Raw genomic sequence first — 22,965 nt, 5'->3', positions numbered from 1 at the left:
CAGCCGCTCCGATCGGGCGGACGGATTCACCGACTTCCGCCACGAATCGTGATCTCCTCGTCGCCCGGCGTCCCACAAGCCGGGATGACGTGAACACGAGTAGCGCCCCAGCGGAACGCCGAAACCCGCGCCGACCACATCGTGAGACGCCGGTCAGCGCCCGCCGCCGACCTCCAGCACCGCGCCGACCGTGAACGACGACTCCGGCGACAGCAGCCACAACACGGCCTCGGCGATCTCCGCCGGCTCGCCTGCCCGGCCCAGCGGGATTCCGGGCGCCAGCCGCTCGATGCGATCCGGCAGCCCGGCGGCTTCGTGCAGGCCGGTGGCCACGAGCCCGGGCGCGACGGCATTGACGCGGATGCCCTCGCCCGCCACTTCCTGCGCGAGCCCGAACGTGAGCGTGTCGACCGCGGCCTTCGTCGCCGCGTAGTGCACCCACTCGCCCGCCGAGCCGCTACGCGCGGCCGTGGACGAGACGTTGACGATCGCGCCGCCGGGCCCGCCGTACCGCGTCGAGAGCCGCCGCACGGCCTCACGGCAGCAGAGGAACACCCCGCCGACGTTGACCTCCAGCACGCGCCGCACGGTGGCCGCGCTCTGTTCGTCCAGCCGTCCCGGCGTGTTGCCGGTGATGGCCGCGTTGTTGACCAGCCCGGCGATCGGCCCCATCTCCCCGGCGGTGCCGAAGAGCTTGCGGACCTGCCGTTCGTCGGCGACGTCGGCACGCACCGCGAGCGCCTTGCGCCCGTGCGCGCGCACCCGCGAAACGACCTCGGCCGCCGGCTCCGAATCGCCGGAGTAGTTGACCACCACGTCGTACCCCCGCGCGGCGGCGAGCTCGCAGATCGCCGCTCCGATCCCGCGGCTGCCCCCGGTGACGACGAGAACTCGGCTCACAGGACGAAGTTCACGAGCGGCAGGTTCTCCAGCACGAGGTCGGCACGGTCACGCGTGCTCGCGATGAGGTCGGCGTTGCGCTGGTCCGAGCCGAGCGCACGCTGGCGCGCCTCGACCAGTGACCGGCCGTAACGACGGTGGCGCGAAACCAGCCGTTCAATCCGCTCGGGCTCGTCGGGCGCGAGGAACCACGCCTCGGTGAGGTACTGGCGCACGCCGCTCCACGGGTCGTCGGGCAGCAGCAGGTAGTTGCCCTCCGTGATCACCAGCTGCACCTCGGGCGCCACGGCGACCGCGCCGGCGATGGGCTCCTCGATCTCCCGGCGGAACTCCGGCGCGTAAACGGTTTCCTTGCCCTTCGCGAGCCGGCGGATGAGGTGGACGTAGCCCGCAGCGTCGAACGTGTCCGGCGCGCCCTTGCGCTCGGCGCGCTCGAGGCGGCGCAGCTCCACCTGCGCGAGGTGGAAGCCGTCCATGCCGACGACGGCCGCGCGGGAGCCAAGCGCGTTGGCGATCGCCCAGGCCAGCGTGGTCTTGCCGGACGCGGGCGCGCCGATGATGCCGAGCACGCTGCGCTGCCGCGGCTTGGCGAGCCCTTCGGCCCGCGCCAGGAGGTCTTCGAACGCCGTCATCGCACTCCTTCTCCCAACTCCGAGATCGCCGCCGTCCACGACCGCGGCCCCACGTGGCGGACACGCTCGGCGGCCACGGCGTTCGCGTGCCGGATCCACCCGTCCACCGAGCTTCCACCGGCCGCGACCGCGTGCGCGAGCGCGCCGTGCCACACGTCGCCGGCCCCAGTGTGTCCCGCGCCTCGACATCGTTGACAGGCACCTGGCCTGAGTCTTCCGCAGTGCTCCAGCGCACCGGATCCGGCCCCGCGGTCCTGATCACGACGGGTACTCCGCGTTCACGCGGGCCCGGCCCGGGCGCGGCGAAGTGCGCGGAGCACGCGGCGACGTCCACCAGCGGCAACAGGTCGTCCAGCACGGGTTTCCAGCTGCCGGCGTCGAGCACGACGGGTACGCCGAGTGACCGCGCGGCCCGCGCGACGGCCAGCGCGAGCTCGGGGTGGTGGCCGTCGACGAGCACGGCATCCGCGGTGCGCACGAGCCCTGTGAGGTCAGTGAGATCCGGAACCTCCACCGGCGCACCGGAAGCGGCGTTGCGCGAGACGACCGTTCGCTCCCCGTCGGAGTCGCGCACGACCACGGCGCTCACCGGCGGCGAATCGGTGCGTGCGGGATCGAGGTCCACGACGTCGACCCCGCACGCGATGAGGTCGGCGTGCGCGAGCGCTGCCAGCGGGTGGGCCCCGGCGACCGTCATGAGCGTCGCGGCGGCCCCGAGCGCGGCCACGGTCACCGCGGCGTTCGTCGCCGGCCCGCCGGACGCGACGTCCACCCGCAGCGACGGCACCTTCTCGCCCGGAGCCGGGAACCGCGACACCCGTTGCACGACGTCGAGGGTGCACAGCCCCGCCAGCAGCACGCGCACGTCAGGTGAGCCCGGCGTGCGTGGTGGCCGCGACCTCCGTGACCTCACCGTTTTCGTCGAGCTGCAGCGCACCCGTGAGCAGGCCGACGACCTGGTTCATCGTGTGCGTCTTCGGCGAAACCACGGCCACGCGCTTGCCGAGCCGGTGCACGTGGATCCGGTCGGCGATGTCGAACACGTGCGGCATGTTGTGGCTGATCAGCACCACCGGCAGCCCACGGTCGCGGATGCGCCCGATCAGCTCCAGCACCTTCGCCGACTCCGCGACACCGAGCGCGGCCGTCGGTTCGTCCATGATCACGGCCTTGGTGCCGAACGCCGCCGCCCGCGCTACCGCGACACCCTGGCGCTGGCCGCCCGAAAGGGTCTCCACGAGCTGGTTGATGGACTTGATGTTGATGCCGAGCTCGTCGAGGATCCGTTGCGCTTCCTTGCGCATCTCGCCCGTGTCGAGCTTGCGCGCGAAGCTGCCGAACGGCCCGCGCAGGCGCTTTTCCCGGCCCAGGAACATGTTCGACGCGATGTCCAGCGCCGGCGCCACGGCGAGGTCCTGGTACACGGTCTCGATCCCGTAGTGGCGAGCGTCCAAAGGGGTCTTGAAGTGGACGGGCTCGCCGTCGACGCGGATCTCGCCCGCGTCGGGGATCAGCGCGCCGGACAACGCCTTGATGAGACTGGATTTCCCGGCGCCGTTGTCGCCGACGACGGCGAGCACCTCGCCGGGGTTGAGGTCGAAGTCGGCGCCGTTGATGGCGGTCACACGGCCGTAGCGCTTCACGAGGCCGCGAGCCGAGAGCGTGGTCTGCTGCCCGTTGTCGGAAGTCATGACTGCTGCTGCCTCCGTGCGATCCGGTCGACGACCACGGCGGCGATGAGCAGCGCGCCGGTGGCGAGGTCCTGGTAGTTGCCGTCCACGCCCATCTGCGTCAGCCCCGAGCGCAGCACCGCCACGACCAGCGCGCCGAACAGCGTGCCGAGCACCGAGCCGCGGCCGCCGAAGAGGCTCGTGCCGCCCAGGACCACGGCGGTGATCGAGTCGAGGTTGCCGAGCTGGAACTGGTTCGGGTCGGCGTTCGGTGTGCGGCCGAGCGCCTGCCACGCGGCGATGCCGAAGCAGAAGCCCGCGACCAGGTACACGGAGATCACCGTGCGGTTGACCTTGATGCCGCTCAACCGGGCGGATTCCGGCGCGTTGCCCACCGCGTAGACGTGCTTGCCCCACGCGGTTTTCGTGAGCGAGTACCAGACGATCAGGTACATGATCAGCGCGAGCGTCATGCCGTAGGTGATCGGGATGCCACCGAAGAGGTAGCGCTTCGTGCCGAGCCACTGCAGGAGCCCGTCGGTGACAGGCACGGCCTGGCCGCCGGCGATCAGCTTCGCCACGGCGGTCAGGCCGGTGAACGTGCCGAGCGTGATGATGAACGCGGGCAGCTTGATCCGCGTGACCAGCGTGCCGATGAACAGCCCGACGAGCACGGTCAGTGCGATGCCCGCCAGCAGCGCGACGAAACCGTTGGTACCGGCCGCCGCGAGTTTGGCCATGATCAGCGTGGCCACGACCATCGACGCCGCGTTGGACAGGTCGATGCCGGCGATGAGGATGATCAGCGTCTGGCCGAGCGCGAGCGTGCCGACGACCAGCGACTGCTGGACCACTGTGGACAGGTTGTCGAGGTCGAAAAACGTGTCCGTGGCCAGGGAGAAGAACACGATGGCCACGATCAGCGCGAGCGCGGGGCCGACCGCGGGCGCGCGCAGGAGGAACTCGCCGAGCGATTCGCGCTCACGCGTCCCGTTCACCGTCGCGGTGGTCATTTCGCGCCTCCCCAGCAGTTCTGCAGGCCCCACGTGGTGTTCTGGCTGGGGACGCCCGGCATGGGCTTGTCGGTGATCACGGTGGAGCCGGTGTTCACGAAACCCGTGGGCTTCTTGCCGGTCTTGGCGTATTCGACGGCCGCGAGCACGCCCTGTTCGGCCATCTTCTTCGGGAACTGCATGACCGTCGCGGCGTAGAGGCCGTCCTTGACGTTCTGCACGCCTTCGCAGCCGCCGTCGATCGAGCCCATCACGATCTGACCGGTGAGCCCGCGGGCCTTCAACGCGGCGTACGCGCCGCGGCCCATGGGTTCGTTCATGGAGTAGACGGCGTTGAGGTCCGTGCTGCGCTGCAGGAGGTTCTCCATGCCCTGCTGGGCCTGGCTCTGGTCGCCGCCCGCGTTGGTGTGGCCCTTGATCTCGGGTGAGGAGTCCGTGAGGCCGATGCCTTTGAGGAAACCGCCGTGCCGCTGGGTGTCGACACTCGAGCCGGCGGTCCCGTCGACCATCAGCAGCTTCGGGTCGACGCCGCCCAGCGAGGCTTTGACGTACGCGCCCTGCTGCTGGCCGGCCGCGAAGTTGTCGGTGGCGAAGGTGGCGTCGACGGCGTCGGCCGGCTCGGTGGCGGTGTCGAGCGCGATCACGAGCACCCCGGCGTCGCGCGCGTCCTTGATCGCCTTGAGCACGCCGGTGGACGAGCTCGGGGTGATCAGGATCGTGTTCACGCCCTGCTGCATGAGGTTCTCGATGGCCCGGACCTGGCCGTCGTTGTCACCGTCGAACTGGCCGGCGAGCGCGTGGAAGTCGGCGCCGTTGGCCTTGGCGGCCGCGCCGGCCGCGTTGCGCAGCTCGACGAAATAGGGGTTTGTGTCGGTCTTGGTGACCAGGCCGACCCTGGCCTTACCGCTGCCGGCCGGGGTCGTGTTGCCGCCCCAGTGGCGCTCGACCGTGCAGCCGGCCGTGCCGAGCACGGTGCCGACCACGGCGGCGAGCGCCAGTGCGGAGAGACTGCGCTGTCTCATGGATGCCCTCCTGCGAGGTTGCCGATGGACGGCAAGGTAGACAGACTCAGCACACGTCGCAAGCGTTTGCGCAAACGCTTGCGAGTGAACCTCGTGAAGGACTGGCATGCCACACACCCGCTCCTCCCGGCCCACCCAGCGCGACATCGCGGAGCTCGCCGGGGTGTCGATCACGACGGTCTCGCACGTCGTCAACGGCACGCGCGCGGTCGCGGAGGACACGAAGGCCGCCGTGCTGCGGGCCATCGAGACCACCGGCTACACCGGTGACGCGATCGCTCGTTCGCTGGTCACGGGCGGTACGCGTTCGATCGGGATGGCGATCTCGCTGGTCGCGAACCCGTACTTCGCGGCGCTGATGCAGGCGATCGAGCGGGAGGCTTCGGCCAACGGCTACACGGTGCTGCTCGCCGACACGCACGACGCCGCGGCGACCGAGCGAGACGTGGTGCGGGCCCTGCGGTCCCGTCGCGTCGACGGCCTGCTGGTGACTCCCTCCCCGGGCAACGGTTCGGTGATCGGCGAACTCGTGTCGCTCGACGTGCCGACGGTGCTCATCGACCGGCTCTCGACGCGCACCGACGTCGACCAGGTCGGGGCGGAGAACATCCAGGCGACGTCGGCGTTGACCGCACACCTCGCGTCGCTCGGGCACCGGCGGATCGGCATGATCTCCGGCGCGCCGGGCCTGCCGACCAGCGACGAGCGCGTGCTCGGCTACCGGCTGGGGCTGGGCCGTTCGGGGCTCGCGTGGTCGCCCGACCTCGTGGCCTGCGGCAACTCGCACCGCGACGGCGGCGCGCTGGCGTTGAGCACGTTGCTGGCGCTGCCGGAACCGCCGACGGCGCTGGTGGTGGCCAACGACAGCATGATGGTCGGTGTCCTGCACGAGGCCCGCCGGCGCGGCTTGCGCATCGGCCGTGACCTGCCGGTGGTCGTGTACGACGACGTGGAGTGGGCCGACCTGGTGGACCCGCCGCTGACCACGATGGCGCAACCGATCGAGGAGATCGGCCGCCGGGCCGTGCAGCTGCTGCTGGCCCGCCTCGCCGACCCGGCGCGCGCGGCCGAGACCGTGCGGCTGCCGCCCACGCTGCGCCACCGACAGTCGTGCGGGTGCCCCGGAGCGGTCTGACCGTTCACTCACACTGGTGATTCTTGGAGTGGATCGCGTCTCGCGCATCTCGGCGCCGGTTACCGTTGGGTAAGCACGACGACGAGGGCCACGACATGACCGCTCTGGCGCCGGAGATCCCGGTTTGGGACACGCCGGTCACCCACCGGTTCGGTGTTGCCCTGGGCATGCACGCGAACCCGTACACGGGTGATTTGCTGCGCGCGATTCGCGGCGCCGCCGCGCGCGCCGGTTGCGACCTCATGCTCGCCGACACCCACGATTCCGTGGCCGAAGAGGCGGCCGTGGTACGTGCGTTGCGGGCGGACCGGGTGGACGGGGTGCTGTTGGTCCCGGCCCCCGGCGACGACGCGGTCATCAACGGTCTCGTGCGCATGGGCGTCCCCACGGTGCTGGTCGATCGCATCGCCGGCCGCAACGACGTGGACCAGGTGGGTTCGGAGAACATCCAGGCGGTGTCTTCACTGGTGGAGCACCTGGCTTCGCGCCGGCACCGCCGCATCGCGATGATCACCGGCGCCGCCGACTCGGCCGTCAGCGAAGAACGCACGCTGGGCTACCGCCTCGGCCTCGACCGCGCAGGCCTGCGCCACAACCCCGAACTCGTCGCCTGCGGCATGTCCTCCCCGGGCGGCGCGGCCCGCGCCGCCGCCAAACTCCTGGACGGCTGGCCCTCGCCCAGCGCTGTTGTGGTCGCCGGCGAATCCATGCTCATGGGCGTCCAGTGGGAAGCCCACCGCCGCGGCATCCACATCGGCGCCGAACTCGCCGTCGTCGGCTTCGGCGACATGGCCTGGGCGCGCACCGTTTCTCCTGCAATCACCACGATGGCCCAGCCGATCTCGGAGATCGGCCGCCGGGCGGTGCAGTTGCTGATGGCGCGGGCGCAGGAGCCGGACCGCCGGCCTGAAGCGGTGCGGTTGGCCCCGCGGTTCTTGCACCGCGCTTCGTGCGGCTGTTAGGGCTTCAAGGCTTTCGCTCTCCCGGCGAGGTTCGCTCTCCCCACCGCCGGCACGCGGCCCCGCCCTCCAGGGGACAGGCCCTGGAACCCATTGAGTTTTCCCAGTAGCGGTTGGGGTGTTCGTGGTGGGTGCGGACGAGAGCTGCCTGGACGATGCTGCCGATGTGTCGTGGGCAGAGGCTGATGCGTTGCCAGCGGGTTTTCAGGAGTGCGGCGGCGCGTTTGCCGAGTGCGCGTAGCCGGCTGTGCAGCAGGTTGTGGGTCAGTTGGTCGACGGCGAGGGGTGGGTGGCCTGCGGCCTTCTTGAACGGGGTGAGGATCCCGATACCGGCGGCGTGGTAGGCCTTGTCGGCGAGGGTTGTCAGGCCTTGTCCGGCGGCGGCGGTCAACGCGCCGACGACGCCGAGGTCGCGGGCGGCGGAGAGATCGTTGCGGGAGCCGGGCAGCACGGGCGACACCCAGAGCGGAAACCCGTCGGCGCTGACCAGGAACGGGATGTTGCCGCCGAAGCTGCGGTGTTTGCCGGAGTACCGCAGGTGCACGGTGGTGCCGCGGTTGGTTCCTTTGGTTTTGATCGTGGTCGCCGCGACCCGGGTGGTGGGATCAGAGTTCCGTCGAGGATCACGTGGGTGTCCCCGGCAGTGCGGCGTTGCTGCAGGACGTGGTGCAGGTCCGGGGCGTGGGCGGGAGCGCGGTGATGGGATCGGAGTTCGCCGGCGACGAACAGGGTCAGTTCGCGCGCCACGTCGAGCGTTGGCACGATGGGTGATCACGTGGGGCTCTGGAGTTTAGGATTCGATCTTCGCAAATCCAGCCCTACTGAGAAGCCTCGTTCTATCGGTCCCCACCGACAAAAAGTCGTGATCGAGGCGCGAGTGCCGGAGTTGCCCACAACTCGGGGCGCCTGTGGACAAGCGTCCGCATCAAGCCAGCGTCGCGGCGGCTTCGAGGAGCAGCCACGCTCCCGTTTGGACGGACAGGTCGCGTTCGGGCGCGCCGGGGGGCGGCGGGCTCGAAGGCGCGGGGTTGGCCCATTCGGCGCTGAACAACGGACCGGAGGGTGTCGGGGTGGCGCCGGACCAGCAGGCGTCGGCGGTGGTGAGGACGAGGGTGCGGGCGGTCGCGGCTTCCGGGGTGGGCAGGCGCGGCACGGCGAGGGCGAGGTAGCGGGCGGCGATCGCGGCGAAGAGGCCGCCGTCGCCGCCGTTTTGGCCGCGGAGGACGCCGCCGGGGGCGAGATGGGTGGCGATGGCGCGGACGGTGCGCGAGGCAGAGTCCACATCGGACTGTTCCAGGCAGGCGCCGAGGTAGACGCCTTGGCAGTAGGTGAAAATGTGCTTGACAAGCTCGCCGGTGTCGACGCGGAGGCCGTCCCAGACCAGGCCGGTGGCAGGGTCGACGAGCGTGTCGGTGAGCCACTTCGTCATGTCGCGCGCGCGGGTGGCGTCGCCTTCGCGGGCATGGAAGATGGCGGCGGGGCCGTTGGCCGGGGCGTTCTTGAACGTGTCGCCGCGGCGCCACCAGATGCCGCCGCCGGCGTCGTCGGTCCAGCCTTCGTGGAGCTGGGCGTCGATGTCCGCGATAGCGCAGTCTATATCGGACAGGTCAAGCGCGCGGACACGTTGCAGAGCAAGGCCGAGCCAGGCGATGTCGTCGTAGTAGTCGTTGATCCACTTGCCGAAGTTGCGGAAGTGCACGGACTTCACGAACCGCCCGATCACCTTCGCGCGCTCGGACTGAGGGTCGCGCAGCTGGGCGTCGACGAGGCTGTCCAGCAAATGCGCCTGCCACCAGTAGTTCCAGTGCCAGTGCACCCGCTGCCCGACGGTCGGCGGCCAGCCGCTGCGCCCCAGCACCGTCCCGGGCACACCCCAGACGCGCCGCAGGTGCCGCCCCCGCACGGCGCGCTCCGCCGCAGCCGCCCGCCCAACCCGGTCGACGCTCATACCCGCGATTCTGCCCGTTCGCGCAGGATGCCGCCGCCTGATCCCGGCCTGACCCGATTGAAACCGGTTCCTGACAACCCGCCCCTACGTTCGGTGGTGCCCAAGATCCACTCGACAGTCGGGGAGAAACACCATGAACGCCAAGAAGCTCACCGTTTCCGGTCTCATCGGCCTGGCCGCCGCGTGCGGCGCCCTCGCGCTGTTCGGCCCGGCCGCCAACGCCGCGACCGCCAGTGCTCCGGCTCCGGTCGCTGCTCAGCACACCGCCGCTCCTGCGCCCGCTCCGCGCGGCACGGCTGCTCCGGCCCAGCGCCAGGCGGCGTCTGCTCCGGCCGGCCGGACCGGTGCCGCGGCCACGGCCCCGTCCTCGCGCGGTGCCTCCGCTCCCGCCCGGCGAAGCAACTCCGCCCCGGCCCCGGTTGCCGGCCAGCGCACCTCTCCTGCCCCGGCCCATCGCGGCGCGGCCACTGCCCCTGCTCACCGAACCGGCATTGCGGCCCCGGCGCCCGCCCAGCAGCGCACCGGTGGCACCGCGCCCGCACCCGCCCAGCGCTGACCGAACAACAACCTCACTGCTGGGCGGGAGTCACGGCAAGGGCTCCCGTCCGGCAGCGCCTTCGACCACACACTCGCGGCCACCACCACTTATCCACAGGGCGGCCGAGTTGTGGACAACTACCGCCCCGGCACCTCGATCACCGAGTTTTGTCGGGGCGCCCCGGTAGAATGGGATGGGGACGCCCCCCTGGGAGGGCGGGGGCTGTTTCTGGCCGGAATCCTTGCCAGCAAAGAAAAAGAACTGGCCAGGAGCGCGGAATCACCAAGACGTCGACAAATCAGCATGCTCCCGAACCCAAGCATGCATGACAATCCCCGCCGCGACTCCGGCGTTGATCGACCGCGTACTCCCGAACTGCGCAATCGACACCACCATCGACGCCGCGGCCTGAGCCTCCTCCGACAGCCCCGGCCCCTCCTGCCCGAAGAGCAACACGCACTCCCGCGGCAACGAGGCCACCTCCACCGGCACCGAACCGGGCGTGTTGTCCACCGCCACCACGGTCAGCCCGGCCGACGAAGCAAAAGACACCAGCCCCGCAACATCCTCGTGATGCCGCAAATGCTGGTACCGATCCGTCACCATCGCCCCACGGCGGTTCCAGCGCCGGCGCCCCACGATGTGCACCTCGGCGGCGGCGAAGGCGTTGGCCGTCCGAACGACCGTTCCGATGTTGTGGTCATGCTGGAAGTTCTCGATGGCCACGTGGAACGGATGCCGCCGAGCATCCACATCGGACACGATGGCCGAACGGCGCCAATACCGGTACGCGTCCACCACGTTCCGACGATCGCCGTGCTCCAACAGCTCGGGGTCGTACTTCGGGTCCGTGGGCCACGAGCCCACCCACGGCCCCACGCCAACCGGCTCACGACCGACCCACTCGGTGGGCCCGGCCTCGGGATCTTCCGTCACGAGGGACGATTCTCGCTCAGCCCAGGCGGACGCGGTGAGCCGGAGTGTCGTCGTGGCGGTGGCGCCAGCGCTGGTAGGCGCCGACGTAGGACAAGATGACCAGCGAAAGGGCGATCACCGCGACGGCCGGCAGCAGCGAGCTCGGCACGACCGTGTCGTACAAGTAGTACGCGTTGAACCCACCCGGCAGGTCACCAAGTCCTTGCTGGTGACGGAAGAAGTTCTCCGCCGCGGTCAGCGGGCACGGGATCGGGGTGACGTTCACCAGCACGCCCCAGGCCGCGAAGAACACGTGCACGAGAGCGACGCGCGGCCAGCGCCACGCGAGGAAACCGCCGAGCCCGATGAACAAGAGGGCGAGGATGTGCACCGCCACCGTCACGTCGGCGAGGAAATGCGCCACCGAAGCGTTCATCACCGCCCCCTTCCCCACGGCTTCTACCAGCGACGTTACTCCGGTAACCGCGCCCGGGCGGGCGAAAATTCCTCACTCGCTGTGATGTTCAACCCAGGGGAGCAACGCGTTCACCCGAGGGGTAACGGAGTGGTCACTCCGGGTGCGAAGCCGGCGCCGGAAAGATCCCTCACCGCACCCGATCACTCGTGGTGGGCTCTTCGTCCGCACTCGGGATGTAGACGTCGCCGACGTTGATGTTCACCTCGACGACCTCCAGCCCCGTCATGCGCTCGATCGCGTCGACCACGCTGCGCCGCACCTGGCGCGAGAGGTCCGCGATGGGCACGCCGTACTCGACGACGATCTCCAGATCCACCGCCGCCTGCTTCTCCCCGACCTCCACGGCCACACCCTGGCCGGCACTCGCCGACGCGCCCGGAATACGGTCGCGCAGCGCACCCAGTGCCCGCGCCGCGCCGCCGCCCAGCGCGTGGACGCCCGGCACCTCGCGCGTGGCGAGGCCGGCGATTTTCTGCACGACCACGTCGGCGATCGTCGTGGTGCCCTGGTCGGTCACGAGGCCAGGAGTCACCACGAGGTCAACGGTCTTCTCAGCGACGGTCATCGGATTTCTCCCTCGATCGGCAGTGGAGACAAGGCTTTCCTGCCCCATCGCCTCTTCGACACAACGGCCCGGTGATCGGCACGACCCGATCGTGTGACGCCAGGCTCAGGTGAACGCGCCGGCGTCGACGTCGGTGACGATCAACCGCAGCGTCGCGCTCACCCACTCCGTGTCCGCCAGCACGGGCCGCACCACGGCCGCCGCGCGCGCAAGCAACGGTGGCAGCGGCAGGAGCGTGGCGATCAGCCGGACCTGCACCGCCTCCGGCGTCAGATCCACCGCAGAACCCCAAGTCCGCTCCACCGCCGGCCGCAGCCCCTCCACGTCGGCGAGCGCCGCGGCGATAGCCTCGGCGACGCTCACCGGCGCTCCAGCTCGATATCCACAATGGACACCACCACCGCGTCGACCGCCAACCCCGTCTGCTCGGCCACCACACGAGTCACCGACCGCTGCACCGCCCGTCCCACGGCCGCGGCCTGGTCGAACGCCGACGTCACCACGTCGACCTCCACCGACAGCCCGCCCTCGGCGCTGCGCACGCGCACCCCGTCGATCGGCGCCGGATCCAGCCCCAGCCACCGCCCGCGCGCCGCGCGCGTCCACGCCGTGACGAGACCACGCAAGCCCGGCTCCAGCCGCACTACGCCGGGGGTGTCGAGCGCGGCCCGGGCCGCGACGCTCGCGACCACGGGATCCGCGATCACGTACTCGGCCTCGCCCGTCATTCCCCGTCCTCGTACACGTCTTCGACCAGCAGGTCCAGCTTCGCGAGCGTCAGCCCGACGCGCGCCGCGGCCGCCGCCGTGACGCGTTCGCGCACCCGGGCCAACGTCTCGGCACCGGCGACGTTCCCCAGCCGCACCGCGAGAGTGAGCTCGACCTCGACGATCCCGCCGCCGTCGGAAGCCACCCCGACCGTGCGGACGCGGCACCGGCGAGCCCGGACGTCGCCCGCGGAGTCGGCGGCGTAACGCAGCACGACGGCCACGGCCGCCTCGCTCACTTCCACGCGGCCCGGCTCCGGCGTCGGCAGGTCGAGCATCTGCCCGCGCCGCGCCTCGGCGCGCACGGCCGACATGATGCGTCCCACCAGGCCCGGCGGCACCGGATCGGGCTCGGCGACCAGCTCGGCCGTCGCTTCACGCAGCGCCAGCAGGCTCTCGCGCGCGGTGCCGCAGTGCGGGCAGGTCGCCTCGTGCTCGTCGACCGAGTCGAGCCGGTCCCAGAGCGCGTCCAGGTCCCGGCCGCACGGAAGTTCGTACCCCTGGTTCACCGCCACGGCTTCATCACCTCCGCCAGCTGCGCGCGAGCCCGGGCGATGCGGCCCCGGACAGCCGCCGGGTTCACCCCGACGACTTCGGCCATCTCGTCGTAGGAGCGGCCGTGGACCTCACGCAGGAGCCAGCACACGCGTTGCGGCGGCGTGAGCTGCTGCAACGCCGCATTGAGCGCCTCGAGCTGCCCGTTGACCTGCGCCGCGTGCTCCGGCTGCCCGTCGGTGCGCGGCGACTCCGCCAGCTCCAGGTCGACGTCGGCCTGCGGACGGCGCGCGCGGATCACGTTGAGGCAGCGGTTCGCGGTGCTGCGGTAGAGCCAGCCGACGAACGCGCTGTCGTCCTGCAGCTGCGCGAGCTTGCGCCAGGCGCCGAGGAACACCTCCTGCGCCACGTCCTCGGCGTCGCCGCGGTGATTCAGCATCTTCACCGCAAGCCGGAACATGGGCGCCTGGTAGCGCAGCACGAGCTGTTCGTACGCCCGCACGTCACCTTCGCGGGCGCGGCCGACCAGCGTCGCGTCGTCGAGCTCCGTCGTGGTCACAGCACCCCCTTCCACCAGGGGGACACCGGCGAGGGGGTGTTCGTCACGCACGCATTCTCGGTGATCTTCGAGAATCGCGCTCAGCTCAGGCCGAGGTCGTCCTTGTTCAGCAGGTAGCGGTACTCGAGGCCTTCCTTCTCGATGGCCTCGCGCGCGCCCGTGTCGCGGTCGACCACCGTGGCGACGCCGGCGACGACCGCCCCGGCCTCGCGCAGCGCCTCGACGGCCGTGAGCACGCTGCCGCCCGTGGTCGAGGTGTCCTCGACGGCCAGCACGCGCTGCCCCCGCACCTCGACGCCCTCGATGCGGCGCTGCATGCCGTGCTCCTTCACCGCCTTGCGGACGACGAAGGCGTCGAGCACCATCCCGTCGCTCGCGGCGGAGTGCAGCATCGCCAGCGCGACCGGGTCGGCGCCGAGGGTGAGGCCGCCGGCGGCGACGTAGTCCCAATCGGCCGTGAGCTGCCGCAGCAGCTTCCCGATGAGCGGCGCCGCCGCGTGGTGCAGGGTCGCCCGGCGGAGATCGACGTAGTAGTCGGCTTCCTTGCCGGACGAGAGAGTCACCTTGCCGTGCACCACAGCCAGTTCGGTGACCAGCCTGGCCAGTTCGAGCTTCGCACTTTGATCCAACCCGGGGTACGCCACGGCCGAGAGTCTTACACACGCCACCGACAAGCCCGCTCGTCACTCGCCGAGCGCGACGGCCGTCACGGGCCGCGCCCGCGTGGCCACCCAGGCAGGCACCAGCGACGCCACCAGTGCGAGCACGGCGGCGGTCGCGACCACGGTGAGGTAGATCCCGATCGGTCCGGTCGGCAGCGGCGAACCCGTGGCCACCAGGCAGAACGGCACGATCGCGCCCGCGGAGACGGCTGTGCCGAGCACGACACCGATCGTCGCGATCAGGCCGCCTTCGACGCCCGCCATGCGCAGCACCTGCGTCCGCGTGAAGCCGCCGAGACGCTGCAGGCCGAACTCGCGACGCCGGCGCGCGGTGGCCATCACGAGCGTGTTCACGACGGAAATCACGGTGTAACCGATGATCATCCCGATCATCAGGTAGTTGACCCACGCGCCTACGGCGTCGCCGCTCGCGTGCGCGGCGAGCAGCGACTCGCGGTCACCGACGGACACGGGCTGGCCGGCGGTGGCCGTGGTGAGGCTCGCCGTGAGCCGCGCCTGGTCGACCCCGGGCGCGGCGCGCAGCACCACCTGCGGCGCGAGGCCCGCGGTGGTGTGGGCGGCGAGCAGGCCGGCGGGGAACAGCAACGTCTCGAACCCGGTGCGCTGCTCCACGAGCGCGACGACACGAACGGTCACCTCGTACCCGTCCCCGAGCCGGAGCGTGACGACGTCGCCGACACGGCGGTGCAGCTCCGTGGCCACGCTAACGGGCAACGCGACGGCGTCGCCGGTGAGCGCGTCGAGGCTGCCCGCGGTGACCTTCGCCGACGTCGTCTGCGCGGCGCTGCCGGCGGTGAGGCCGAGGGCCGCGTGGCCGTCGTCGTCCTGGCTGTCGTCGTAGGGCGCGGTGACGAAGACGGTGCTGGTCACGTACTCCGACGCGGCGGCGACGCCCGGTGCGTCCTGCACGCGCCGGAGCAGCTCGGGGCTGGCCCCGGCCGGAGCGGCGACCACGGCGTCGGCGCGCAGGTCTTCGGTGAAGGCCTGCTGCGACACGGCTTGTGTGGTCGTCTGCAGGTAGATGTTGGCGGTCGCGATGCCCACGGCCAGCATGATCGGCGTGACCGCGCCCGACACCTTCGTCGCCGCGGCCCGTGTGTTGGCCAGCGCGAGCCAGCCGGTGACGCCGCCGAGCAGGCGGACCGGCGCGTGCAGCAGCATCGCCATGACTTTCGTGACGCCGGGGCTGATCGCGGCAACGCCGATCGCCCACAGCATCACCGCGGGTCCCGCCGTGCTCGCGGCGATGGGACCGGTCATCACCGCGAGCGTCACGATCCCGAGCGCCGTCCCGCCGCCGAAGCAGAGCACGGCGACGATCAGCCGCAACGGCGTGAGCCACCGGCGTTCGACGGCCGCCTCGGCCAGCGCCTCCGTCGGCCGGATCCGGCTCACGCGCCGGGCCGCGACCACAGCCGCGAGCACCACGGCGAGCAGCGTCGCACCGGCGGCCACGACCATCGGCAGCCAGCCCTGGTGGAAGCGCACGACGTCGGGCACCACGCCGGCGTTCGTCAGGCGGCCGAAGAGCCAGCGGCCGAGCAGCGGGCCGAGCGCGGCGGCCGCGGCGATGGCCAGCAGGCCGATCGCGACAGCCTCGCCGAGCACCATCCGGCGCAGCTGACGCGGGGTGGTGCCGATCGCGCGCAGCAGAGCCAACTCCCGGCGGCGCTGCTGCGTCGCGAGGCCCAGGGTGCTGGCCACGACGAACAACGCGACGAGCACGGAAAGCCCACCCGAGACGGCGGAGAGCACGACGAGGTTGGTGCCGCTGGCGTCGGCCTGCGGGAACTCCGCGTGGCCGCGGTCGTCGCCGGTGAGGGCGACGATCCCGTCGCCGAGATTCAGGCGCGCGGCGACGGTGGCGGGGTCTTCGCTCGTGAACACACCGAAGTCGTCGATCTGGTTGCCGGACAGACGGGCAGCTTCGGTGGCGGTGAAGAAGATCGTGGGCTCGGTCGTCGGCGCGGTGGCGATGCCGGCGACGCGGTAGGCGCCGGTGGTGCCGCGGGCGGCGAGCTGAATGGTGTCGCCCGGCTTCGCGTTCACGGCGGAGACCACTACCTCACCATCGCCGGGCGCATGGCCGGCCGTGAGCGTGAACGGCGTCAGTACGGCCGAATCCCAAGCGTGGCCTGTCGCCGCACTTCCGGCCAGCGCCACGGGGATATTCACCTCACTGACCACAGTGGACACTCCGGGCGTCGCACGGATCTTGTCGGCCAGCGCCGGATCCAGGCGCACGGTTTCCGGCAGCGCGACCCCTTCGGTCTTGAGCTTGCCCTCGCCCGGATCGCGTTTGGGCAGCCGGATCTCCTGCTGCCCCGCCACGACGATCGGCGCGGCCGCCAGCCGCTGCGGGGGCGCGTCGGCGCGGATGCCCGTCTCCATCAGGCCACCGCACGCCGACACGATCACCGCGCCGAGGAACGCGGCCACGAACGTCGCGAGGAAACCGCCTTTGCGTAACCGAAGCGTGCGCAACGCGAGCCGGAACATCACGCACCACCGACCGCGACGGCGCCGCCCCACGCGCCCAGGTGCGTCATCCGCGCGGCGACGGCTTCGGGCGTCGGGTGGATGAGCTCGCCGGCGACGCGACCGTCAGCGAGGAAGACCACGCGGTCGGCGTGCGCGGCGGCGACCGGGTCGTGCGTCACCATCACGACGGTGAGCCCGCCGCGCACGGAATCCCGCAGCAGGGCAAGGACTTCGGCCGCGGTGCGGGTGTCGAGCGCACCGGTGGGCTCGTCGGCGAAGAGCACGGCCGGGCGCGCCACGAGCGCCCGCGCGATGGCCACTCGCTGCTGCTGGCCACCGGACAGCTCGCCCGGATGGTGCCGCCGCCGGTCGGCGAGGCCGACGTGCGTGAGCATCCGCGTCACCAACTTGCGGTCGACGCGGCGGCCGGCCAGGCGCAGCGGGAGCACCACGTTCTGCTCGACCGTCAGCGCGGGCAGGAGGTTGAAGGCTTGGAACACGAAGCCGATCCGGTCGCGGCGCAGCTTCGTCAGCTGCGTCTCCGACAGCTTCGCGAGGTCCTGGCCGTCGAGGTGCACCGAGCCGGCCGTCGGGCGGTCGAGGCCCGCGGCGCAGTGCAGGAACGTGCTCTTGCCCGAGCCCGAAGGCCCCATCACGGCGGTGAACCCGCCCCGCGGGAACACCAGGTCGACACCCGCCAGCGCGGTGACCCGCCCGTAGTCCTTCCGCACGGCCGCGAGCCGCACCGCCTCATCCGTCATGGGGAAAACGCTAGGCAGCGAAGGCGGTTCGCACCCTGGTGCCAGCTCGCCGGGCAAGGGTGGGGGCAGCCCTACCTCACGTGCGGCTCCGGTTGCCGAACCCGGCCGACAGCCGGCGCAGCACCCCGCGCGGCAGCAGGCCGGTGACGGCGACGAGCGCCTTGTACTGCAGGCTCGGCACCGAGATGACCTTGCCGCGACGCAGGTCCGTGAGCGCTTCGTCCACGACCTGCTCGACGCCGAGCCAGAAGGCCTGCGGGCCTTCCTTCTCCAGGCCGGCGCGTTCGTGGAACTCCGTGGTGGTGAAGCCGGGGCAGAGCGCCATCATGCGTACGCCGGGCGGCAGCGACGTCGCGATGCCTTCGGTGAACGAGGTGACCCAGTTCTTGCTGGCGGTGTAGGTCGAGCCGCGGCCGGAGAAGAAGCCGGCGACGCTGGAGACGTTGATGATGTCGCCGTGGCCGCGCTCGACCATGCCGGGCAGCGCGGCGCGGGTGAGGCGCAGGACGGCGGTGACGTTCACGTCGAGCTGGCGCTGCAGCGCGTCGGGGGAGATCTTCCAGAAGTCGCCGGAGAGGCCGAATCCAGCGTTGTTGATCAGCAGGTCGATGGGACTCGCGGCGAGGCGTTCCTCGACCTTCGCGCGTCCGTCTACTTCGGACAGATCAGCGGGGAGAACCTCCGTGTTCACTTGATGGCGTTCTGCCAATTGCTGGGCGAACGCCTCGAGGCGCGCCTGGTCGCGGGCGACGAGCACGAGGTCGTGTTTCTCGGCGGCGAGGGTGCGCGCGAACTGCGCTCCGATGCCCGCGGTGGCTCCGGTGATCACGGCGGTGGCGGTCATGGGGCGAACTTACCTGCAGTCGCGTTTGTCCCAGTGGCGAAGTATGGTCCGGCCCATGGGCAAGCACACCCAGCGAAAGCCCGGCTACCTCCCGAAGGTGACCGCCGGTGCGGCACCCCTCGCACTGCTGCTCGCCGGCCCCGCGTCCGCGCTGGCCGATCCCACTCTTCCCCTCGACGGCCTGCCGCTGGACCTGCAGCAGCACGGCAATCTCGACCACTCCGTGCACTCCTCCGCGGCGTCGGTGGGGGCCACGCGCGACACCTCCGTGGCGACGCGGGGGTTGCCGGTGTCGGCGGCTTCTTCCGTGACGCAGGCAGTGTCCGACAACACCGGTTACGGCCTTTCGGATTCACTCACAGCGGTGAAAACGACGAACGGCTTTTCGCAGTCACAGCGCCACGAAGTGCGCGCGGGCTCGCCGGTCCGGCTGTCGGCGGGCAACTCGTCGCGGGTCACGGCTTCCCCGCCGGGCTCCAGTGTCGCTTCTTCTACGGCGGAGGGCGTCTGGCTGCCCTACGGCATCGACGTCCTCACGGATTCCTCCGGCGCCGGGCACTTCGCCGGCGACCTCGGCGGTGGCGTGGGGGTGCACCGGACGTCCGGCCACGCCGTGGATCTCGGTGGGCTGGGCTCGGTGGTGGCCAACTCGGAGCAACACGGGACGGGCCAGTTCGCCGGCTCGCTGGACGCCTCCGACCTCGGCCAACGCCACATCGCCACGGCAGACGTCGGCCCGGTCTCGGGCTTCCTGCTGACCACGCAGTCGTTGTCGGACAACGACTTCCGCGGCGAACTCGCGGCGTCCGACGCCGTCTCGACGCGGGTTTCGACGCGGACTTCGGTTTCGCCCCGGGTCGGCCAGACACAGTCGGTGGGCGTGACGGCGTTCGGGGCTCCGGTGGTGCCGGATGTGGTGTTTTCGACGCCGCCACTGGGTTGAGATGCCGGGGCGGCTGGCCTGTCGGGGGCGGCCGTTATCGCGTGCGGGAACAGGCTTCCTCGACAAGTCCGGTTTCGCCGGCGGGGCGGCCGCGGCGGCGGCATGAAGCTCGGGCCACTGACGGGCCGAAGTGGTGTCTTCCACGCCGCCGCTGAGTGGAGATGTTGGCGCGGCCGCCTTGCGGGGCGGTCGTTCTCGCGTACGGGAGCAGCCTTCGTCGAAGCCCGAGTCCAGGCGGGGCGCGTCCGCAGCCCATAGAGCTCGCGCCGCCGGTGGGGCTGACGTGGTTCCACACCGCTGTTGGGTTGAGGTGTTGGCGCGGCCACCTTGCGGGCAGCCGTTCTGGCGTGCGGGATCGGTCTTCGTCGAAGCCCGTGTCGGGGCGGGCCGGCAGCAGCCCCATAGAGCTCGGGCCGCTGGCGGGACGGAAGTGGTGTCTTCCACACCACCGTCGGGTTGAGGTATTGGAACGGCCGCCTTGCGAGGCGGTCGTTCTCGCATACGGGACCGGACTTCGTCGAAGCCCGAGTCCGGGCGGGGCGGCAGGGGCCCATAAAGCTCGCGCCGCGGGTGGGCCGAAGTGGTGTCTTCCACGCCACCGCTGGGTTGAAATGTTGGCGCGGCCGCCTTGCGGGGCGGCAGTTCTCGCGTGCGGGAGCAGTCTTCGTCGACAGGTCCGGTTTCGCCGGCGGGGCGGCCGAGACGGCGCCGTGAGTGCTCGGGCCGCTGCAGGGAGCGGATGCGATCCGCGCCGCCGTCGGTGAGGTGTGGCGGAGCCTGAAGGTGCCGGGTTGAGCTGGACATGAAAAACGGCCGCCTTGCGGGGCGGCCATTTTCGCGTGCGGGGTCAGTCTTCGTCGGCGTCCGGGTCTGGCTTCGCCGGTGGGGCGGCTGGGACGGAGCCGTAGGTGCTCGGGCCGCTCGACGGGGTGCGGGGCTCGGGCGGGGTCGGGGCGCCGGCCGGGCGGGTTTCGACGGGGGTCGTCGCGCGGGTGTCGACCGGGGTGGTCGCGCGGGTGTCCGCCGGCGACGGGGCGCGGGTGGCCGAGCGGGGCTCCGAGGCAGCTGCGGCCCCGGGCGCGAGGGTGCCGGCGGCGGGGGTCCAGGTGCGGCCGGTGTCGTAGTCCTCGTCGAAGGGGTCGACGATGTCGGCGATCTCGCCGAGGTCGCGCAGCAGGCGCTCGAGGCGCGACGGCCCGGCGTTCGGCACGACGCTCGCCAGGACCCACTCGTTCTCGAGCCAGGCGACGCCGACGTCGCCGCCGAGCTGGTCGGCCGCGTCCACGAGCTCCTGGGTGATGACGGCGCGGGCGCCTTCGGAGTCGTCGGCGAAGGCGTAGCGCTGGCCGATCGGGCCGAGCATCTCGGGCATGTTCTCGCGCTGGAACGGCACGCTCGACAGCCACATCTCCACCGGCACGCGGTGCGTCTTGTTGCAGCGCACGGCCACGACCGTCGCCGGGATCTGGCCTTCGGACTCGATGTCGAAGATGAAGACCGGGCGGCGGCCGTCGGAGGTGAAGGTGGAGCCCGCGACGACGTTCACGGCCGCGTCGGCACCGAAGTAGCCGATCGCGCCGCCCGACCACTGCCGGGGCAGCCGCTCGTCCTCCTCCACGAACTGCCAGCCGCGCAACTGGGCCCAGCGCATGCGCTCGCGATTGCGCGAGCCTTCCTTGGCCCGGTCGGCCGCGAGCAGGCCGAGCCCCGCCACCAGCGCGACGGCGGCGATGACGAACCAGATCCACGCCGAGATACCCACGACGGTGAGGGTATCGCTGCTCGCCCTCCACACCCGAACGCCCGCACCGTGTCGGCGTGCCCCTTTCGGGACAGCTCCCCGTCCCGGGTCGACAAATCGGTTAATCTCTGGGCTTTTTCACGGTTCGCAGGCGGTCGAGCGCCGCTTTCACCGTCGCGACGTCGTTCTCGCCCAGCGGCTCGAGCAGGTGCTCCCGCACGGCGGCGGCGTGCACGGGCCGCGCCCGCTCCGCTTCCGCCCGGCCGAACTCCGTGAGCAGGACCTCGACGCCGTCGTCCACGGGCTGCCGCTCGACGAGCCCGCGCTGCTCCATGCGCGTCAGGTGGTGAGACAGCCGGCTGCGGTGCCAGCCCATCGACTCGGCGAGCTGGTTCTGCCGCAGCCGCCCCGCGTGGTCCGCCAGGCGCGTGAGCACGCCGAAGTCCGGATCGGACAGTCCCGTCGCCGCCACGATGTCCTCCGCGACGCGGGCGCGCACCGATTCCGCCGCGTGCTTGAACGCGTGCCAGAACTCCAGCTCGTCGCCGGCCAGCCGATCCACAGCGGGTCACTGTACTGCCACGTTGTCATGACAACACCCTTCGAAATATGATGTTGTCATGACAACACCTGTTGCTCTCGTGACCGGCGCCGGCAAAGGCATCGGCAAGGCGATCGCGGCCGGCCTGGCCGCCCGCGGCTTCGACGTGTGGCTCGGCGCCCGCGACCGGTCCCGCGGCACCGCGGCCGCGGCCGAAGTCGGCGGCCGGTTCGTGCGGCTCGACGTGACTTCGGACGAGGAGGTCGCCGCCGCCGTGCGCACGATCGGCCGCCTCGACGTGCTGGTCAACAACGCCGGCACCAACACCGGCGGCTACGGCCTGCCCTCCCGGGAAGACGTCGCCTCGATGCGGCAGGTCTACGAGACCAACGTGTTCGGCGTCGTCCGCGTGACGAACGCGTTCCTGCCGCTGCTGCGCGAATCGGCCGCCGGCCGCATCGTCATGGTCTCGAGCATGCGCGGCTCCCTCGCCGAGCCGGGCGCCTGGGCCGGGCGGCCGTCGATGCCGTATTCGAGCTCGAAAACCGCGCTCAACGCCCTGACCGCCCACTACGCCCACGAACTGGCCGACACGGCGATCAAGGTCAACTCCGCCTGCCCCGGCCACGTGGCCACGGACTTCAACGCCTTCCGCGGCACGCGCACGCCCGAAGAGGGCGCCGCGGAAGCCATCCGGCTCGCCACGTTGGGCCCCGACGGCCCGACGGGCAAGTCCTTCCAGGACGGGCGCGAACTCGCCTGGTGACGGGATCGGACCGGGCACGCCGGCGAGCCCGCGCGAAAGGACCGCTCGCCGCCGAAGCACGGCACTATGGGTCCACTCGCGTCGGCTGCCGAGTACGAACGGTCCGTTCGCCGCGCGGCGTGATCGGTCCCGGCGTACACATCCTCGACTTACTTCGAGCTGTCCGGTTGCGCGGTAACTCCGGCACGGGCGGGCCGTTCATGACGGCACGTCCGCGGGAAAGGACCGGTCGCCGGCGAACCACGGCACTGTGGGTCCACTCGCGCCCGCCGCCGCGGGACAAACGGTCCACTCGCGAAACGCCAGTGCGCACGAACGGTCCACTCGCGCAGCACCAGTGCGCACAAACGGTCCACTCACACAGCACCAATGCGCACAAACGGTCCACTCACACAGCACCAATGCGCACAAACAGTCCACTCGCCGACTCGCGCAGCGCGATCGGTCCCAGCAAGAAACAAGACATCGAGTTCACGCGAGCGGCCCACTCGGGCGGCGGCCGAGGTACCGGCTGACCACACGCGCCGCAAAGACGGCGCGAAAGGACCGCTCGCCGCCGAACCACGGCACTATGGGTCCACTCGCGCCTGCTGCCGAGCATGAACGGTC

General features: G+C 71.2%; 26 protein-coding genes and 1 pseudogene. 6 read left to right on the top strand and 21 right to left on the bottom strand.

Annotated elements, in window-relative coordinates:
• Positions 1–153 precede the first annotated feature (153 nt).
• The 6 genes and pseudogenes from QRX50_RS09305 to QRX50_RS09280 form a co-directional block, all read right to left on the bottom strand.
• On the bottom strand, positions 154–900 hold the full coding sequence (locus tag QRX50_RS09305) for an SDR family oxidoreductase (protein WP_285971549.1): 747 nt from the start codon (positions 898–900) through the stop codon (positions 154–156).
• Positions 897–1,532 (bottom strand): nucleoside/nucleotide kinase family protein, encoded by a 636-nt coding sequence (locus QRX50_RS09300; protein ID WP_285971548.1) that lies wholly within the window; start codon positions 1,530–1,532, stop codon positions 897–899. The genes QRX50_RS09305 and QRX50_RS09300 overlap by 4 nt, the downstream gene beginning before the upstream one ends.
• Positions 1,529–2,391 (bottom strand): annotated as a pseudogene (locus QRX50_RS09295) (PfkB family carbohydrate kinase). Before QRX50_RS09295 ends, QRX50_RS09300 begins: the two are co-directional and overlap by 4 nt.
• Before the next feature lie 7 nt (positions 2,392–2,398).
• Positions 2,399–3,223 carry an ATP-binding cassette domain-containing protein gene (locus tag QRX50_RS09290; protein WP_285971547.1) on the bottom strand — a complete coding sequence of 275 codons (825 nt, stop codon included), beginning with the start codon at positions 3,221–3,223 and terminating at the stop codon, positions 2,399–2,401.
• Positions 3,220–4,215 (bottom strand): ABC transporter permease, encoded by a 996-nt coding sequence (locus QRX50_RS09285; protein ID WP_285971546.1) that lies wholly within the window; start codon positions 4,213–4,215, stop codon positions 3,220–3,222. The genes QRX50_RS09290 and QRX50_RS09285 overlap by 4 nt, the downstream gene beginning before the upstream one ends.
• Positions 4,212–5,237 carry a substrate-binding domain-containing protein gene (locus tag QRX50_RS09280; protein ID WP_285971545.1) on the bottom strand — a complete coding sequence of 342 codons (1,026 nt, stop codon included), beginning with the start codon at positions 5,235–5,237 and terminating at the stop codon, positions 4,212–4,214. The genes QRX50_RS09285 and QRX50_RS09280 overlap by 4 nt, the downstream gene beginning before the upstream one ends.
• 106 nt (positions 5,238–5,343) lie before the next feature.
• On the opposite strand from QRX50_RS09280, the gene QRX50_RS09275 reads away from it, so the two are divergent.
• Both QRX50_RS09275 and QRX50_RS09270 read left to right on the top strand, forming a co-directional pair.
• Positions 5,344–6,372: a LacI family DNA-binding transcriptional regulator gene (locus tag QRX50_RS09275; protein WP_285971544.1), complete on the top strand. Its 1,029-nt coding sequence runs from the start codon at positions 5,344–5,346 to the stop codon at positions 6,370–6,372.
• Positions 6,373–6,467: 95 nt separating this feature from the next.
• Positions 6,468–7,334: a LacI family DNA-binding transcriptional regulator gene (locus QRX50_RS09270; RefSeq protein WP_285971543.1), complete on the top strand. Its 867-nt coding sequence runs from the start codon at positions 6,468–6,470 to the stop codon at positions 7,332–7,334.
• A 4-nt stretch (positions 7,335–7,338) separates the two neighbouring features.
• On the opposite strand, the gene QRX50_RS09265 is transcribed toward QRX50_RS09270, so the two are convergent.
• Positions 7,339–7,875, bottom strand: a complete 537-nt coding sequence (locus tag QRX50_RS09265) for a transposase family protein (protein ID WP_285971542.1) — start codon at positions 7,873–7,875, stop codon at positions 7,339–7,341.
• An 83-nt stretch (positions 7,876–7,958) separates the two neighbouring features.
• Between QRX50_RS09265 and QRX50_RS09260 the strand changes: the two genes are divergently transcribed.
• Positions 7,959–8,102, top strand: a complete 144-nt coding sequence (locus tag QRX50_RS09260) for a hypothetical protein (RefSeq protein WP_285971541.1) — start codon at positions 7,959–7,961, stop codon at positions 8,100–8,102.
• Between the two features lie 154 nt (positions 8,103–8,256).
• On the opposite strand, the gene QRX50_RS09255 is transcribed toward QRX50_RS09260, so the two are convergent.
• Positions 8,257–9,279, bottom strand: a complete 1,023-nt coding sequence (locus QRX50_RS09255; protein WP_285971540.1) for a glycoside hydrolase family 76 protein — start codon at positions 9,277–9,279, stop codon at positions 8,257–8,259.
• Positions 9,280–9,412: 133 nt separating this feature from the next.
• On the opposite strand from QRX50_RS09255, the gene QRX50_RS09250 reads away from it, so the two are divergent.
• Positions 9,413–9,835 carry a hypothetical protein gene (locus QRX50_RS09250; RefSeq protein WP_285971539.1) on the top strand — a complete coding sequence of 141 codons (423 nt, stop codon included), beginning with the start codon at positions 9,413–9,415 and terminating at the stop codon, positions 9,833–9,835.
• A gap of 261 nt (positions 9,836–10,096) precedes the next feature.
• Here QRX50_RS09250 and QRX50_RS09245 read toward each other — a convergent pair whose 3' ends face one another.
• From QRX50_RS09245 to QRX50_RS09195, 11 genes are all read right to left on the bottom strand, one after another.
• Positions 10,097–10,753, bottom strand: a complete 657-nt coding sequence (locus QRX50_RS09245) for a TrmH family RNA methyltransferase (RefSeq protein WP_285971538.1) — start codon at positions 10,751–10,753, stop codon at positions 10,097–10,099.
• A gap of 16 nt (positions 10,754–10,769) precedes the next feature.
• Positions 10,770–11,156 (bottom strand): DUF2784 domain-containing protein, encoded by a 387-nt coding sequence (locus tag QRX50_RS09240; protein WP_285974404.1) that lies wholly within the window; start codon positions 11,154–11,156, stop codon positions 10,770–10,772.
• 181 nt (positions 11,157–11,337) lie between these two features.
• Entirely contained in the window at positions 11,338–11,775 is a 438-nt protein-coding gene (locus QRX50_RS09235; protein WP_285971537.1) for an Asp23/Gls24 family envelope stress response protein, read from the bottom strand.
• Positions 11,776–11,880: 105 nt separating this feature from the next.
• Complete coding sequence (locus tag QRX50_RS09230; RefSeq protein WP_285971536.1) at positions 11,881–12,138, bottom strand: hypothetical protein; 258 nt, start codon at positions 12,136–12,138, stop codon at positions 11,881–11,883.
• Complete coding sequence (locus QRX50_RS09225; RefSeq protein WP_285971535.1) at positions 12,135–12,503, bottom strand: Asp23/Gls24 family envelope stress response protein; 369 nt, start codon at positions 12,501–12,503, stop codon at positions 12,135–12,137. The genes QRX50_RS09230 and QRX50_RS09225 overlap by 4 nt, the downstream gene beginning before the upstream one ends.
• A complete protein-coding gene (locus QRX50_RS09220; RefSeq protein ID WP_285971534.1) occupies positions 12,500–13,057 on the bottom strand; it encodes an anti-sigma factor in 558 nt (185 codons plus the stop codon). Before QRX50_RS09220 ends, QRX50_RS09225 begins: the two co-directional genes overlap by 4 nt.
• A complete protein-coding gene (locus tag QRX50_RS09215) occupies positions 13,048–13,596 on the bottom strand; it encodes an RNA polymerase sigma factor (RefSeq protein ID WP_285971533.1) in 549 nt (182 codons plus the stop codon). The genes QRX50_RS09220 and QRX50_RS09215 overlap by 10 nt, the downstream gene beginning before the upstream one ends.
• 80 nt (positions 13,597–13,676) lie before the next feature.
• Complete coding sequence (pyrE, locus tag QRX50_RS09210; RefSeq protein WP_285971532.1) at positions 13,677–14,240, bottom strand: orotate phosphoribosyltransferase; 564 nt, start codon at positions 14,238–14,240, stop codon at positions 13,677–13,679.
• Positions 14,241–14,279: 39 nt separating this feature from the next.
• The gene (locus QRX50_RS09205; RefSeq protein ID WP_285971531.1) at positions 14,280–16,778 is read right to left on the bottom strand and encodes an ABC transporter permease; all 2,499 of its coding nucleotides are present in this window, start codon (positions 16,776–16,778) and stop codon (positions 14,280–14,282) included.
• Complete coding sequence (locus QRX50_RS09200) at positions 16,778–17,521, bottom strand: ABC transporter ATP-binding protein (RefSeq protein ID WP_285971530.1); 744 nt, start codon at positions 17,519–17,521, stop codon at positions 16,778–16,780. Before QRX50_RS09200 ends, QRX50_RS09205 begins: the two co-directional genes overlap by 1 nt.
• 76 nt (positions 17,522–17,597) lie before the next feature.
• Positions 17,598–18,365, bottom strand: coding sequence for an SDR family NAD(P)-dependent oxidoreductase (locus QRX50_RS09195; RefSeq protein ID WP_285971529.1), 768 nt, complete (start codon positions 18,363–18,365; stop codon positions 17,598–17,600).
• 55 nt (positions 18,366–18,420) lie between these two features.
• Between QRX50_RS09195 and QRX50_RS09190 the strand changes: the two genes are divergently transcribed.
• Positions 18,421–19,308, top strand: coding sequence for a hypothetical protein (locus QRX50_RS09190; RefSeq protein ID WP_285971528.1), 888 nt, complete (start codon positions 18,421–18,423; stop codon positions 19,306–19,308).
• A gap of 847 nt (positions 19,309–20,155) precedes the next feature.
• On the opposite strand, the gene QRX50_RS09185 is transcribed toward QRX50_RS09190, so the two are convergent.
• Together QRX50_RS09185 and QRX50_RS09180 are read right to left on the bottom strand one after the other, a co-directional pair.
• On the bottom strand, positions 20,156–21,070 hold the full coding sequence (locus QRX50_RS09185; protein WP_491700785.1) for a hypothetical protein: 915 nt from the start codon (positions 21,068–21,070) through the stop codon (positions 20,156–20,158).
• Between the two features lie 100 nt (positions 21,071–21,170).
• Positions 21,171–21,611, bottom strand: coding sequence for a MarR family winged helix-turn-helix transcriptional regulator (locus QRX50_RS09180; protein WP_285971527.1), 441 nt, complete (start codon positions 21,609–21,611; stop codon positions 21,171–21,173).
• 58 nt (positions 21,612–21,669) lie between these two features.
• Between QRX50_RS09180 and QRX50_RS09175 the strand changes: the two genes are divergently transcribed.
• Positions 21,670–22,356: an SDR family oxidoreductase gene (locus QRX50_RS09175; RefSeq protein ID WP_285971526.1), complete on the top strand. Its 687-nt coding sequence runs from the start codon at positions 21,670–21,672 to the stop codon at positions 22,354–22,356.
• Positions 22,357–22,965 lie beyond the last annotated feature (609 nt).

It is taken from the genome of Amycolatopsis sp. 2-15, from assembly GCF_030285625.1.
Classification (GTDB): Bacteria; Actinomycetota; Actinomycetes; order Mycobacteriales; family Pseudonocardiaceae; genus Amycolatopsis; species Amycolatopsis carbonis.
This window is presented reverse-complemented; position numbering and strand designations above follow the sequence as displayed.